General features: G+C 48.1%; 13 protein-coding genes, 2 tRNA genes and 1 other RNA gene. 11 read left to right on the top strand and 5 right to left on the bottom strand.

What is annotated here, in order from left to right:
- The first annotated feature begins 1 nt into the window (after position 1).
- Positions 2–565, top strand: a complete 564-nt coding sequence (locus FTU86_RS04670; protein WP_160241538.1) for a flavodoxin family protein — start codon at positions 2–4, stop codon at positions 563–565.
- Between the two features lie 80 nt (positions 566–645).
- On the opposite strand, the gene smpB is transcribed toward FTU86_RS04670, so the two are convergent.
- Positions 646–1,122 carry an SsrA-binding protein SmpB gene (gene smpB, locus FTU86_RS04665; RefSeq protein WP_005176206.1) on the bottom strand — a complete coding sequence of 159 codons (477 nt, stop codon included), beginning with the start codon at positions 1,120–1,122 and terminating at the stop codon, positions 646–648.
- 181 nt (positions 1,123–1,303) lie between these two features.
- On the opposite strand from smpB, the gene coaD reads away from it, so the two are divergent.
- The 4 genes from coaD (at position 1,304) to FTU86_RS04645 (ending at position 2,616) form a co-directional block, all read left to right on the top strand.
- On the top strand, positions 1,304–1,795 hold the full coding sequence (coaD, locus tag FTU86_RS04660) for a pantetheine-phosphate adenylyltransferase (RefSeq protein ID WP_005176208.1): 492 nt from the start codon (positions 1,304–1,306) through the stop codon (positions 1,793–1,795).
- A gap of 1 nt (position 1,796) precedes the next feature.
- Positions 1,797–2,060: a YfhL family 4Fe-4S dicluster ferredoxin gene (locus tag FTU86_RS04655; protein ID WP_034597403.1), complete on the top strand. Its 264-nt coding sequence runs from the start codon at positions 1,797–1,799 to the stop codon at positions 2,058–2,060.
- A 27-nt stretch (positions 2,061–2,087) separates the two neighbouring features.
- An RNA gene (gene rnpB / locus FTU86_RS04650) (RNase P RNA component class A) lies at positions 2,088–2,466 on the top strand.
- A 73-nt stretch (positions 2,467–2,539) separates the two neighbouring features.
- Positions 2,540–2,616 (top strand) — tRNA-Met (locus FTU86_RS04645).
- Between the two features lie 40 nt (positions 2,617–2,656).
- On the opposite strand, the gene FTU86_RS04640 is transcribed toward FTU86_RS04645, so the two are convergent.
- The gene (locus FTU86_RS04640) at positions 2,657–3,070 is read right to left on the bottom strand and encodes a hypothetical protein (protein ID WP_225876425.1); all 414 of its coding nucleotides are present in this window, start codon (positions 3,068–3,070) and stop codon (positions 2,657–2,659) included.
- Positions 3,071–3,256: 186 nt separating this feature from the next.
- Between FTU86_RS04640 and FTU86_RS04635 the strand changes: the two genes are divergently transcribed.
- A tRNA-Met gene (locus tag FTU86_RS04635) sits at positions 3,257–3,333 on the top strand.
- A 116-nt stretch (positions 3,334–3,449) separates the two neighbouring features.
- Here FTU86_RS04635 and FTU86_RS04630 read toward each other — a convergent pair.
- From FTU86_RS04630 to FTU86_RS04620, 3 genes are all read right to left on the bottom strand, one after another.
- Positions 3,450–3,737 carry a hypothetical protein gene (locus FTU86_RS04630; protein ID WP_087662151.1) on the bottom strand — a complete coding sequence of 96 codons (288 nt, stop codon included), beginning with the start codon at positions 3,735–3,737 and terminating at the stop codon, positions 3,450–3,452.
- Positions 3,738–3,974: 237 nt separating this feature from the next.
- The gene (locus FTU86_RS04625; protein WP_005176221.1) at positions 3,975–5,600 is read right to left on the bottom strand and encodes an NAD+ synthase; all 1,626 of its coding nucleotides are present in this window, start codon (positions 5,598–5,600) and stop codon (positions 3,975–3,977) included.
- Between the two features lie 375 nt (positions 5,601–5,975).
- Entirely contained in the window at positions 5,976–6,476 is a 501-nt protein-coding gene (locus FTU86_RS04620) for a hypothetical protein (RefSeq protein WP_016659914.1), read from the bottom strand.
- Positions 6,477–6,630: 154 nt separating this feature from the next.
- On the opposite strand from FTU86_RS04620, the gene FTU86_RS04615 reads away from it, so the two are divergent.
- From FTU86_RS04615 to FTU86_RS04595, 5 genes are all read left to right on the top strand, one after another.
- Positions 6,631–8,133, top strand: coding sequence for an AAA family ATPase (locus tag FTU86_RS04615; RefSeq protein WP_180036414.1), 1,503 nt, complete (start codon positions 6,631–6,633; stop codon positions 8,131–8,133).
- Positions 8,121–9,584 (top strand): VWA domain-containing protein, encoded by a 1,464-nt coding sequence (locus tag FTU86_RS04610; protein ID WP_005176227.1) that lies wholly within the window; start codon positions 8,121–8,123, stop codon positions 9,582–9,584. Before FTU86_RS04615 ends, FTU86_RS04610 begins: the two co-directional genes overlap by 13 nt.
- A gap of 209 nt (positions 9,585–9,793) precedes the next feature.
- Positions 9,794–10,750: a metal-dependent hydrolase gene (locus FTU86_RS04605; RefSeq protein WP_180036415.1), complete on the top strand. Its 957-nt coding sequence runs from the start codon at positions 9,794–9,796 to the stop codon at positions 10,748–10,750.
- A 15-nt stretch (positions 10,751–10,765) separates the two neighbouring features.
- Positions 10,766–11,617, top strand: coding sequence for an SDR family oxidoreductase (locus FTU86_RS04600; RefSeq protein ID WP_180036452.1), 852 nt, complete (start codon positions 10,766–10,768; stop codon positions 11,615–11,617).
- A 175-nt stretch (positions 11,618–11,792) separates the two neighbouring features.
- Positions 11,793–13,247, top strand: coding sequence for an NAD(P)/FAD-dependent oxidoreductase (locus tag FTU86_RS04595; RefSeq protein ID WP_180048278.1), 1,455 nt, complete (start codon positions 11,793–11,795; stop codon positions 13,245–13,247).
- The last annotated feature ends 119 nt before the right edge of the window (positions 13,248–13,366 follow it).

Below are 13,366 nucleotides of genomic sequence, written 5' to 3'. Positions count from 1 at the left end.
CATGTCTGTTACTGATCAAACATCTGTGTCGCAAGTAAAAGTCTGTGTTGTGTATCATAGTCCCTATGGCCATACCGCCAAGGTGGCACAGCATATTGTGCAGGGCGCCGAAAAAGCCGGAGCTGAGGTACATTTAATGGCAGTGAGCGAGGTCGATTGGGATGTGCTGGATCAGAGCGATATTCTGGTCATGGGCTGTCCGACCTATATGGGCAGTCTGACTTCGTCGCTGAAACAGTTTATGGAACAATCTTCAAAGCGCTGGCTGGCACGAAGCTGGCAGGGCAAAATTGCCGCAGGCTTTACCAATGGCGGCGGTTTAAGCGGTGACAAGCTGGCGGTGTTACAGCAGATCAATTTATTTGCCATGCAGCATGGCATGTTATGGTCGGGCTTGCCGTTTATGCCGACTGGCCGTAGCCCGCATGATATTAACCGGATGTCGAGCTTTCTGGGGCTGATGACCCAGTCTGACAATGCCAGCGTTGAGGTCACCCCACCAGAAGGTGACCTGGAAACAGCGGTGAAGTTTGGCGCTTATCTGGTGGGTTTAAAACAGAACTAAGCCTGATTCCCAATGACGCCATAAAAAATGCCTCCCATGTTGGAGGCATTTTTACATCAAGCACTTGTGTTCAGGCGTGCTTATTTATGCATTAAACGGGCTTTATCACGCTGCCAGTCGCGGTCTTTTTCAGTGGCACGTTTATCATGCAGCTGTTTCCCTTTCACCAGGGCAATTTCCAGTTTGGCCAGTGGACCTTTCCAGTAACAGACCAGCGGCACACAGGAATAACCTTTCTGATTCACCGCACCGAGCAGTTTGGCAATTTCTTTGCGGTTCAGTAACAGCTTGCGGGTACGGGTCGCTTCCGGCACCACGTGGGTCGAAGCAGACAGTAAAGGCTGAATCTGGGCGCCAAATAAGAAGGCTTCACCATTTTTAAAGGTGATATAGCTTTCGGTCAGGCTCATACGACCGGCACGCAAAGACTTGACTTCCCAGCCTTGCAGGGACAGTCCGGCTTCAAATTTTTCTTCAATAAAATAATCGTGGCGTGCACGTTTGTTCTGTGCAATCGTGCCACTGGTATTTTTTTTAACTACAGTTGCTTTCGCCATAATGAGTCACTTCCAACGTTAGGCCTATTGTGCCCCAAACACAGGCATGCTGACAATTCCAAAATCAGCGCTGAATTGCAGCACTATCGCAGGATTTTTGTGAAATTGGCCGAGTTTATTCACCAATAAATCAAGTTTTTGCTAAAATATGGCTCTACAAAACCAACTAGAGTAAAAATGGATGTCTAAAACTCGCGTGATTTATCCGGGGACCTTTGATCCAATCACCAATGGTCATATCGATTTAGTAACACGGGCGGCCAGAATGTTTGATGAAGTGGTGGTCGCAATTGCCATTGGTCATCATAAAAATCCGGTGTTTACTCTAGATGAGCGGGTAGAACTGGCCAAAACCTCACTCAGCCATTTACCCAATGTAGAATTTGTCGGCTTTGATGGCCTGCTGGTGAATTTCTTCCGCGAACAGCAGGCCACTGCCGTACTGCGTGGTTTACGTGCAGTGTCTGACTTTGAATACGAGTTTCAGCTGGCCAATATGAACCGTCAGCTGGATACCAATTTTGAAGCGGTATTTTTAACGCCGTCAGAGCAATATTCGTTTATTTCATCCACGCTGGTGCGTGAAATTGCGCGTTTAAAAGGCGATGTCACCAAGTTTGTGCCGCAAACCGTGGTCGAAGCCTTTGAACGCAAACATCAACAAGGTTGGTAGCGTGTCTTTATATATTACCGATGAATGCATTAACTGCGATGTCTGTGAACCTGTGTGCCCGAATGAGGCTATTTTCATGGGCGAGCTGATTTATGAAATCAACCCGGCGCTGTGTACCGAATGTGTCGGGCATCATGATAAACCGCAGTGTCAGTTATTCTGTCCGGTGGACTGTATTCCGCATGATCCCCATCATGTCGAAACCCAGGAACAATTGCTGGAAAAGTATCAAAAACTGATTGATCAAAAAAGCACGAGCAATTAGTGCATTTATTTGTTAAGATGCGCCCTCGAAGTGAACCAGACGATCGCTGCTGTGGAGGTCTCCGTGACTAAAGCAGGGGAGGAAAGTCCGGGCTTCATAGGGCAGGGTGCCAGGTAACGCCTGGGCGGCGTGAGCCGACGGAAAGTGCAGCAGAGAGTAGACCGCCTTCATTCAGGTTTCTTTTTCGGAAGAAATCGAAGGTAAGGGTGAAAGGGTGCGGTAAGAGCGCACCGCATGACTGGTAACAGTTCATGGCATGGTAAACCCCACCAGAAGCAAGACCAAATAGGAATCCTGAGGTACGGCCCGTACTGGATTCGGGTAGGTCGCTTGAGCGTATGAGTGATTGTACGCCTAGAGGAATGATCGTTCTCGACAGAACCCGGCTTATCGGTTCACTTCACCAAATTTTGTACAATTAGCCTGTAGAAGGGCTTGACGTTATAAACATTACAGCAGATAATGCGCGCACAGTTTACGGCTATGTAGCTCAGTTGGTTAGAGCACCGCACTCATAATGCGGGGGTCACAAGTTCAAGTCTCGTCATAGCCACCATTTTTAAAGATCACATCCTTATGTGATCTTTTTTTTGTCTTTAAAATCTGTGCTCGCAGTTGAGCTGCTGCACATCCAGCTTCAGCGTCTGCTGTAGCTGTTGAATCTGTTGCCAGCGTTGCTGCTGGTCGGCATAGACAAAAATTTTCTCATCGACCTGATCCAGTTTGGACACGGTAATTTTTTGTGCAGCACAATAACGGCCTTCATAGCGTTCCTGTGCAAGCGCCTGTTGTGCTTCAGGACTTAGGCGATCTGCGGTTAAAATCTTCTGCTGGCCTTTGGCATACTCGACCAGAATGCGTTTTTGCGGAATGGTGAACCAGAGATGACCATTAATAAATTCTGCGACATCGCGGCGTACCCCGTTATAGTCCACCATGAGTGGGGCAACCAGCTGACAGCCCGATAATGTCGCAACTAGCAGACTACTGATCCATATTTTTAACTGCATTGTGTTCAAATGATTGATCCTGGAAAGTTTCATCATAGTCAGCGAAAGGGTTTGACCCAAGTAAAAAATTGCAAATCCGGTTAAAAATTAATAAAAACGTCATGTTTTGCTTAAACAGTGTTCATTTGAGTAGATAAATATCTTGACGATAAAGTCCGAACTTTAGATAATGCGCACACAGTTTACGGCTATGTAGCTCAGTTGGTTAGAGCACCGCACTCATAATGCGGGGGTCACAGGTTCAAGTCCCGTCATAGCCACCATTTTAAAAGACCAAGCTCTCAGCTTGGTCTCTTTTTTTGTCTGTTCAAAAAGTCCAAAAAAATGTTGTGCAAACTCTCCGCGCAATTTAGATACCAGCGATGAGTAAAATGCTGGCTTAGGAATTCAGCTGTTGCTGTACCCAGCTTAAGAATTCCTGTTTATGCGCAAGGGCCGGCGCTTTAGAACCATCAATCACTTTAGGCTTGCCATTAAATATACCTTTAAACAGATAAGACTGCCCAGCTTCAAACTCGATACTGCCTGTATCATGGATTTCGGCGAAAAACGCGTTCAGGCGCTCATACTGGCTATAGCGATGAAAATGCGGACGTTCATTAAATAATGATAAATCTGTTCTAAAGTCTGCAGGGTATTTCTTAGTGTCATATGAAATCCATTGCATCCAATTTTAGCTCATGCATATCTTGAACATAGGGTTAAACATAGACCGTTGTCTATCTGTTTTTAGTCAACCTAGACGATTCATTGATATTGGTTTTTTTGAATGACGTAGAACTCAAAAATATAGGATCGGTTTAGATGGCAGGGGAAGATGCGTATTCTAAGTAGCCTCATTCCAGCAGACAATAAAAAACCCCAAGACTGGCTTGAGGTTTTTAGGATGGATCAGATCAGGAGCTTATAGGCCCGGTTTCCAGCCATTGACTAATGGATAACGGCGTTCACGGCTAAAAGAACGTGATGTAATGCGCGGACCAATTGCGCCCTGACGGCGTTTGTATTCATTGCGGTCAACCAGACGCACCACTTTTTCAACCACAGCCTGATCAAAGCCTTTGGCAATAATATCGTCCTGGCTCAGGTCTTCTTCAATATAGGCATACAGGATCGCATCTAGCACATCATACGGTGGCAAAGAGTCCTGATCTTTCTGGTCCGGGCTCAGTTCAGCTGATGGCGGACGGCTAATTACACGCTCCGGAATCACCGGCTGTTCGCTTATACTGTTCCGGTATTTGGCCAGTTCAAACACGATGGTTTTGTAGACATCTTTGAGAACTGCATAACCACCAACCATATCGCCATACAGGGTGCAGTAACCGACTGACAGTTCAGATTTGTTACCAGTCGACAGGACCAGGTTGCCAAATTTATTGGATAAGCCCATTAGCAACGTACCGCGGGCACGGGCCTGCAGGTTTTCTTCGGTGGTATCAACCGGGCTATTGCCAAAGAATGGATACAGGGTTTGCATAAAGCTGTTCACAATCGAGTGAATTTCGGCAATGCCAAAGGTCACACCCATGGTTTTGGCTTGCTGTGCAGCATCTTCTACACTAATTTGCGCGGTATAGGTATACGGCATCATCACCGCTTGTACTTTGTCTGCACCCAGGGCATCAACCGCAATGGCCAAGGTTAGTGCAGAGTCAATCCCGCCAGATAAACCCAGAATCACGCCTGGGAAACCTGAACGTTGTACATAGTCACGTGTTGCCAGCACCAGACCCTGATAAATTTCAGCCATGGTGTCGAGGGCTGCCGCCTGTTCGCCCGTTTTATAGCGCTGCTGTTCGGCTTCATACTCCACCACAAACAGGCCTTCCTGATAGGTTGGCGCACGTAAAGCCAGTTCACCGTCTTTGCTGATCAGGAAGCTGGTGCCATCAAAGATCAGATCATCCTGACCACCAACCTGATTGACATAGGCCAGGTTCAGATTCAGCTGTTTGGCCAGCGCAGTCATGGTATCAATACGGTGCTGTGGTTTACCAACTTCGTATGGCGATGAATTCAGCACCAGCACGGTTTCTACATTCAGCTGGGCCAGTTGCTGTACAGTGGCTAAAGACCAGACATCTTCACAAATCAGTACGCCAAATTTATGCCCCAAGTATTCAAAGACCAGATGTTGATGACCTTCGTTAAAATAACGTTTTTCATCAAACACGCCGTAGTTCGGTAAATTCTGCTTGTTATAAATACCCAGAATCTGGCCATCTTTCATTACCGCAGCCGAGTTATAACGCTGGCCATCTTCAGTTTCATTGACAAAACCAAATACCACGACGATGTCTTTAATCTGGCTGAGCTGTTCAAAGGCCTTTTGCGTGCGTTTTTTGAGGCTTGGGCGTAACAGCAAATCTTCTGCTGGATAACCAATCAGAGAAAGCTCTGGGAAAATGATCAGGTCAGCCTGTTGTTTTTTCGCTTCATTTGCTTGTTCAAGCATTTTTTGCGCATTTGCTTCGAGATTGCCAATGTATGGAGAGAACTGTGCAAGGGCAATTTTAAAAGATTTCATTAATTTACGTCCTATTCCTATAGGGTTTTGAATACACCGGCTGCCGCTTGTAATTATGGTGATCGGGCAGCGGTGCATTCTGATACTAAAAAGTACTGCCGACTGGCTCAAGTATAAAAAGTAATACGCATACGACTTGATAAAATCTTATTTTGCAATGCAAAAAATCAGACGGGTTTATTTTATCTTAAATTAATTCAGATGCTAGAGCATATTCAGGATAATTGCATAGTAGCGGCAATTCGCGCCGTGAGAGAAGGCGCATAATGCTTTATTTAGTAAGCTTGAGTAACAAAAGCATGGGTTTGGTGAATCAGGCCTGATGGCACAAAAAAACCGGCAGCTTGCAACATGAAAGCGCTATTGCAGCGCAGTTTAGGCCGGTGGATGCAGAATAATATTGTCAATCTTGTTTAAAAAAATATCGCGGGCAATATCGCCTTGCTGTTCAATGTTGTAGGCAAAAAACGGCTTACCGGGAATTAGCTGGTAACGGTAGGGATTATACCGCCCGGCAGACAGATAAAAAGCGGTTTGCAGCAGCGCACCTTTCAGCAGCACATTAATCTGCTGCTGATGCTGGTAAATATGTGTCATTTCATGAATCAGCACCGCCTGAAAGGCAAGCGGTGCCTGGCTATAATCTTCCCGGTACAATGGATCACGCACATGAATATAACCTTGCGGCGCCATCAGAATATGCGCCGGTTGCCAGGGCAAATAAGGATGATTCATGATGCTGACCCGGCTGTAATCAATCAGCTGCCCGAATACGCGCTGGCACAACGCAATTTCGCCCGGGGTTAAAGCCCGGCAGCGAAACTGCTCCAGTTTAAGCAGGCGCAGTAGCAGCGGTAACAGTTTCAATAACAGCATGGTGAAAGATCAGGTCGGGCCATTCAATTTTCCCAGTTATAACAAAACTGGCAGGCAGATATGTAGCAAAAATTTCATCTGCGGTGGCTTGCCGGTTTTTCTTCATTTCCGCAAACCGTTACAATGCAGTTTTTCGCGCAGGTTCAGGTATTCGATGAAAGCACGTATTCATACACTTATTTCGCAAATGTCTCAGCAGATGTATGAACGTGAACAGGTGATCGCACAAACCTTGCTGGCTGCTGTGGCTGGCAGTCATACCTTTTTATACGGCTTGCCGGGCACGGCCAAAAGCCTGATTTCCAGACGGGTTGCAGCCGCTTTTGAGGTCGATGCCTATTTTGAATATTTGATGAACCGCTTTAGTACACCCGAAGAAATTTTTGGCCCGGTGTCAATTAAAGCCTTAAAAGAAGATCACTATATTCGTAAAACCGAGCATTATCTGCCCTGTGCCGATTTTGCTTTTCTGGATGAAATCTGGAAGGCCAGCCCGGCCATTTTAAATACCTTGCTGACTTTGGTGAATGAAAAAGTCTTTAAAAATGGCGAGCAGCTGCAGCAGGTGCCCTTAAGTGTGCTGATTGGTGCATCCAATGAAATTCCTGAACCGAATCAGGGACTGGATGCGCTGTATGACCGTTTTATTTTGCGTCTGGTGGTCGAACCCATTCAGCAGGCCGGCAATTTTCATCAGCTGCTACAAGCCAAACCGGGCAGTGCTCATTTGCAGATGGATGAACCGCTTAAAATTACCCAGGCCGAACTGGCCGAATGGCGCGAACAGATTCATGAAATTGAGCTGCCGGCTTTGGTATTACAGGTGATTGATCTGATTCGCCAGTATTTACAGCAGCATGTCGATGGCTTGTCGGTCTATATTTCGGACCGGCGCTGGCAACGTGTGGCTTATCTGCTTAAAGCTGCGGCATTTTTAAATGGCCGCTCACAGGTCTTGGTCAGTGATTTGTATCTCCTGAAATCCTGCCTGTGGAATCAGCTGGAAGATATTCGGGAGATGCACAAGCTGATTGATCAGGCCATTCTGGAGATTGGCTTGCATGCCGATTTGCAATTGGAGTCACTAATTCAGCGCAAAGACGAGCTGGAACAGCAGATGCTGAACGCTTTTTACTATACCGATGATGTCTATGAAAGCTATCTGATTCAGGACAAGGAGTACTTAAGAGCAGTGACTCACCTGGATCATCATTATCAGGATAAAGTGCTGTATCTGTTATTAAATAAAATGGACAGCAAACAGGATTTCTTTGCTGTGGATGCTTCCGGTGAGGAAATTCGCGGCATCGTGTGTAACTTTAATGGCGGCCGGCTCTGTACCTTAAAAGGCGGCTATTATGGGCTGGAAGAAGTGGTCACACCGTATATTAAATACCCGAAAGGCAGCGCACGCCGTGTCATTGATGAAAAGTTGGTGCAGCAGTTGCGGGGAGAGCTTGCCCAGCTACAAAATGCACTGAGCAAAGATTTAGCCCTGTTACAGCAGCGTTTTAATGCCCAGTCAGCACATTTTGCTTCAGTCTTTGTTGCCGCCGCCGACAGTGCCCTGTTACAACAGCATGTGCAGCAGCAGTTACAGCGCTATCAGCTGCAACTGCAAGACTGCGCGCGGCTGGAACAGCTATGTCAAGGCTAGACCTGCAGCAGCATCAGCGTCAGCATACAGCGTTAGAGCAGTTGACCGGACAGCTGTATCAGGAGCTGGCCGATTCCTCCTTAAAACACTGGCTGGATGATCAGAAAGTCAGTCAGCATCTGGATGATAAAGTCCGGGCCTGGGCCTATCAGGCCAAATCCAGTCTCGATCAGCAGCATCCTTATAGGGAAGTGCAGCAGCAACTGGAACACTGGCTGGCGCAGCCCTCCATCAATAGCGCCGAGTTTCAGCAGATGCAGGTGCAATATCAGGATTTTCAGGCTCAGCTGGGGCTGCCTGATTTAAGCCCGTTTTGGACTCAAAGCGCTACTTTCTCTGCCGGACAGCGCGAGCTACAGGCACAGTTATTAACAGAAAAATGGCAACGTAAACTGACCGAAGCCATTGCTCATTGGGAATTTGAGCAGCTGGCCTTGCAGCGGGATGCTTTTCTGGATGAGATTCGCGATTTTCTCAGCCAGATGCAGCGACTGGCCAAATACAAAGATGCCACCGGCATCGAAACCGGTATTTTTATTGACTATTCCAGAGGCCAGTTACAACCACAGGATATCCAGCAGTTTGAGCAATGGGCCAGCTATTTGCAGGAGGATCGTGAGCTGCAAGCCTTGTGCCAGAAAATCGGTTCTGCCCAGCCTGCACATTATCCGCGCCAGGCCGTGCAGCAGCATCGGCCAGAGCAGGAGCTGGAATTGCTGGAGCAGCACTGGCATGAAGAAATTACCGGTATTCAGCTGGCGCAGGATTTGAATCTGGCGCTGCCGAGCGAGCTGGCCTTACTGGCCGATCCCGATCTGGCGCTTTTATTTGACCTGAAATATCTGGAATCCAACCTGATGAGCTTTAACCTGCAAGGTCAGCACAGCAGTCGGGTAATTCAGGATCAAACAGCACGGCACAAGCGTCTGGGGCAAAAAGGCCCGATGATTTTGTGTCTGGACACCAGCGGTTCCATGCACGGCCAGCCGGAGCTGATTGCCAAAGCCATGAGTCTGTATCTGGCAATTCAGGCCATGAAAGCCAAACGCCCGATGTATTTAATTAACTTCTCGACCCAGCTGACCAGCCTGAATTTACTCGAAGGCTATTCGCTGGATGATCTGATTCACTTTCTTAGCCAGTCTTTTCATGGCGGCACCGATGTTATTCCCGCCATCGAACATGCCCTGTCGATGCTGGCCCAGCCAAATTTTCACAATGCCGATGTGCTGGTGGTGTCCGATTTCATCATGGGGCAGTTACCGACAGAATTGATGGCCCAAGTCGAGCAGCAGAAACAGCAGGGCACCGGTTTTTATGCGGTCGCGATTGGTAACTTCCGTTTTGAACATCTGAATCAGGGCCTGTTCGATCATCAGTGGATTTATCAGTCCAAAGAACGCAAAGTGCGTTATCTGCCCAGTAACCGCAGTGACAGAGTGTCCAAATAGGCGCTGACCCCAATTGACAAGGAAATGAGCTCTGCGGAAAAAAGTGTGAGCAAATTGTCAGACAATATTTTTTAAAGTCACGATTTGCCAATTTTATGACGATTTTGGCAACTGGTTTCAATGCAGGGCTGGCTTAGTTTTGGTCTCATTCAGGTCGATGACCACGGTGTCTTGACCTGGCTCAAATGGACAAAACAAAGAGAATAGCCATGCAGATTGCTCAGTTTTTACCTCAGCCTGTTCGCCATTTTTTCAGCGCGACACCTTTTGATGCCGAGAAACAGTCGGCTGCCATCCCAATCCGGCATATGAAATTCGACTTTAAGGCCGAAGAAATAGATCCCAAATTTTACTTGAATGCCGAACTGGCCAGTGCCTATTTTGCCTCGCTGTCGATTTTCCTGACCTATGGCGAAGATCTGGTGATTGACACCGCGCGTTATCATCGTGAGCTGTTAAATGATCCCGTGCTAAAACAGCGGGTCACCTCCCTAATTGGCCAGGAGGCGCTACATTCCAGATTGCATGAAGAGCTGAATGATGCCTTTCGGGATGCCGATCTGCCGGTTGAGCTGTTCCGTTCCTGGGCCAGATTTGTCTTTGATCACGGCTTTAACCGTTTGCCACAGCCGATGAAACTGTCGCTGATGGCTGGCATTGAACATTTCACCGCGGTGCTGGCCGAGTACATGATGAATCATGAGGAAATTTTCTTCCAGTCGCATGATGAAAAGCAGCGTGCCATCTGGATGTGGCACATGCTGGAAGAATCGGAACACAAAGACATTGCCTATGATGTGTTCCAGTCTTTATCCAACAGTTATGGCTTGCGCATTGCCGGTTTCTTCCCGGCGCTCATCACCATCCTGGTGCTGATTTCCATTGCCTCGCTGCTGGTGCCGTTTTATCGCAAACCGTCTAATTTGTTTAGCCTGAGTTACTGGAAAGACCTGCCGCGTAGCATCAAGCTGATTTTTGGTCTGCAAGATGGCGTGTATGGCAGTAGCTGGGCGCATATTCTGGATTATCTGCGTCCCGGTTTTCATCAGAATGACCATGATACTTCGGCCTTTTTAGCCTATTACAAGGAACGTTTGCTGCATCCGGAAAGCGGGGTGTTAACGCCGTATTTCGTCAAGGAATTTACCCCGGCGCTCAAAGTGTAAGGATGAAGAAGGATGATGGGATTATTTGCAAAAAAAGTGCGACTGAGCCAGCAGGCCTATGCGGTGGTGACCGGTGCAGGCAGTGGGATTGGACGCAGTTTTGCGCTGGAACTGGCCAGGCGTGGTGGCAGCGTGATCTGTGCCGATCTCAATCTGGCGGCGGCTCAAGCAACCGCCAAGCAGATTGAACACCAGTTTGCGACTGCGGCCTTTGCGTTGCAATGTGATGTGGGTGTGGCCGAGCAGGTGCAGCAACTGGCTGAACAGTCTGAACAGCTGTTGGGCCATCCGGTGACTTTGCTGATCAATAATGCCGGTGTGGGGCTGGGTGGCAAGTTTGATGAAGTCAGCCTGGCCGACTGGCAATGGTGTATGCAGGTCAACTTATGGGGCGTGATCCACGGTTGTCATTATTTCGTACCGAAACTGAAACAGCAGGGTGGTGGTGCGATTATTAATGTCGCTTCGGCTGTTGGTTATACCGCAGCGCCGGAAATGACCGCCTATAACGTCAGCAAGTCCAGCGTACTGGCCTTGTCTGAAACCCTGTCTGCCGAGTTACGTGGCGCCAATATTCGCATCAATGTGTTATGCCCAACGCTGGTGCCGACCAATATCATGAAAAATGGCCGTTTGCCTGCGCATTATTCGGGACTGGCAGATCATTTGCTGACCCATCATGCCTTTGTCAGCTGTGAGCAGGTGGTAGCGCAGACCTTAAACAATTTAGACCGGGGCGAGCTGTATACCATTCCACAGCCAGATGCCAAACTGTTCTGGTGGTTCAAGCGTGCCGCGCCGCGTTTATATACCAAGCTGCTGGGTGTGGGTTATCCATTATTCAATAAATATGTACAAAAATCCTGAGTAGAAAAAAATGAAACAAGATGATCAAGTCACGTTGCAAACGGTCGCTGAGCCGGCCGATCTTGTGCTCAAAAAGCCTAGTCGAAAAGCCAAAAGTGCCAGTGCAGCATCAGCAAGGGCAGGGGCCAATCAGCCAAATTCTCAAACAACTGAGCAGCGCGGTAGATCAACTACTATGCCAAGCCGGGTCTATGACACCATTATTATTGGGGCGGGTATTTCCGGTCTGGCAGCGGCCTATAAACTGAATCAGGCTGGCTATCAGGATTATCTGGTGCTGGAAAAAGCCGGCCGGGTAGGAGGCACCTGGCGGGACAATACCTATCCGGGTTGTGGTTGTGATGTGCCCTCGGCCTTATATTCTTTTTCCTTTGCGCCAAGTCATGGCTGGAGTCATTTATTTGCCAAGCAGCCGGAAATCCTGCGTTATCTGGAAGATGTGGCGACCCGTTTTCAGCTATATGCCAAGATTGAATTTCATAATGAACTGCAAGATGCACGCTGGAATGAGACTGAACAGATGTGGGAGCTCAACACCAGCAAAGGGCGATATCGGGCCAGAACCGTGATTTTCTCTACCGGCCCGATTACCGAGCCGCAACTGCCGAAAATTAAAGGCATCGACAGTTTTAAGGGCGAAATGTTCCATTCGGCACGCTGGAACCATGCCTATGACCTGCGTGGTAAACGCATTGCGGTCATTGGCACCGGCGCCTCGGCCATTCAGTTTATTCCGAAAATTCAGCCTCTGGCCAAAGAGTTATATATTTTCCAGCGTACAGCGCCGTGGGTCCTGCCAAAGCCTGATCTGCCTCTGAATCAGGTGATGAAAAGTACACTGGCCAAGTTTCCGGTCATCCAGCAGCGTTGGCGCGGTGCGGTATCGCAATCTTTGAATCTGATTAATTTTGGCCTGCGTCATCCACCTTTGTTGGAGCCCGTGAATGTACTCAGCCGGCAGCTGTTAAAATTACAGGTCAAAGATCCGGCTTTACGTCAGGCGGTTACCCCCAATTTTTCGGTCGGCTGTAAGCGTTTACTGTTTGCCAATGATTATTATCCGGCCTTGCAGGCCCCGAATAGCACTTTAATTCCGCATGGCTTGGTGGAAATTGAAGGCAATACGGTGATTTCCGCCAATGGTGACCGGCATGAGGTCGATGTGATTATCTGGGGAACGGGCTTTGAGGTGTCACATCCACCGATTGGTCGCCGTGTGCAGAATGCCCAAGGCCAACGACTTTCCGAGCTGTGGCAGAGCAGTTCACCCGAAGCCTTTTTTGGCACCAGTATCCAGCATTTGCCCAATGCCTTTTTGGTGCTCGGGCCGAATATTCTGGTCTATGATTCCTTTATTGGTATTGCAGAAGCGCAACTGGACTATATTGTCAGTGGTTTATTGCAAATGAAAGCCAAGGGCTTAAAGCGTATTGAAATCAAGCCGGATGTGCTGAAATACCACAATGCCAAAGTACAGACTCATGTGCAGAAAACTGTGTTTAACCGTGGCGGCTGTCAAAGTTATTATCTGGACCAGAATGGTCGCAACTTTGCCGCCTGGCCGTGGTCACTGGCCGAGTTAAAGCGACGTTTACAGCGCCTAGATCTGGAGCATTATCAGGTAGCTTAACGTACTTTTGCGCTGAATATTGGCGTTGCCTCGGTCTGGTCGAAACGCGCATTTAGTTTGAATGTCCATAAAAAAACCACCCAAACGGGTGGTTTTTTCGTCGTTGAACGCGAACCGGA

It is taken from the genome of Acinetobacter sp. YH12155 (genome assembly GCF_013418255.1).
Taxonomy (GTDB): domain Bacteria; phylum Pseudomonadota; class Gammaproteobacteria; order Pseudomonadales; family Moraxellaceae; genus Acinetobacter; species Acinetobacter indicus.
Note: the sequence above shows the minus strand (reverse complement) of the source record. Positions and strands in the feature narration are given on the sequence as shown.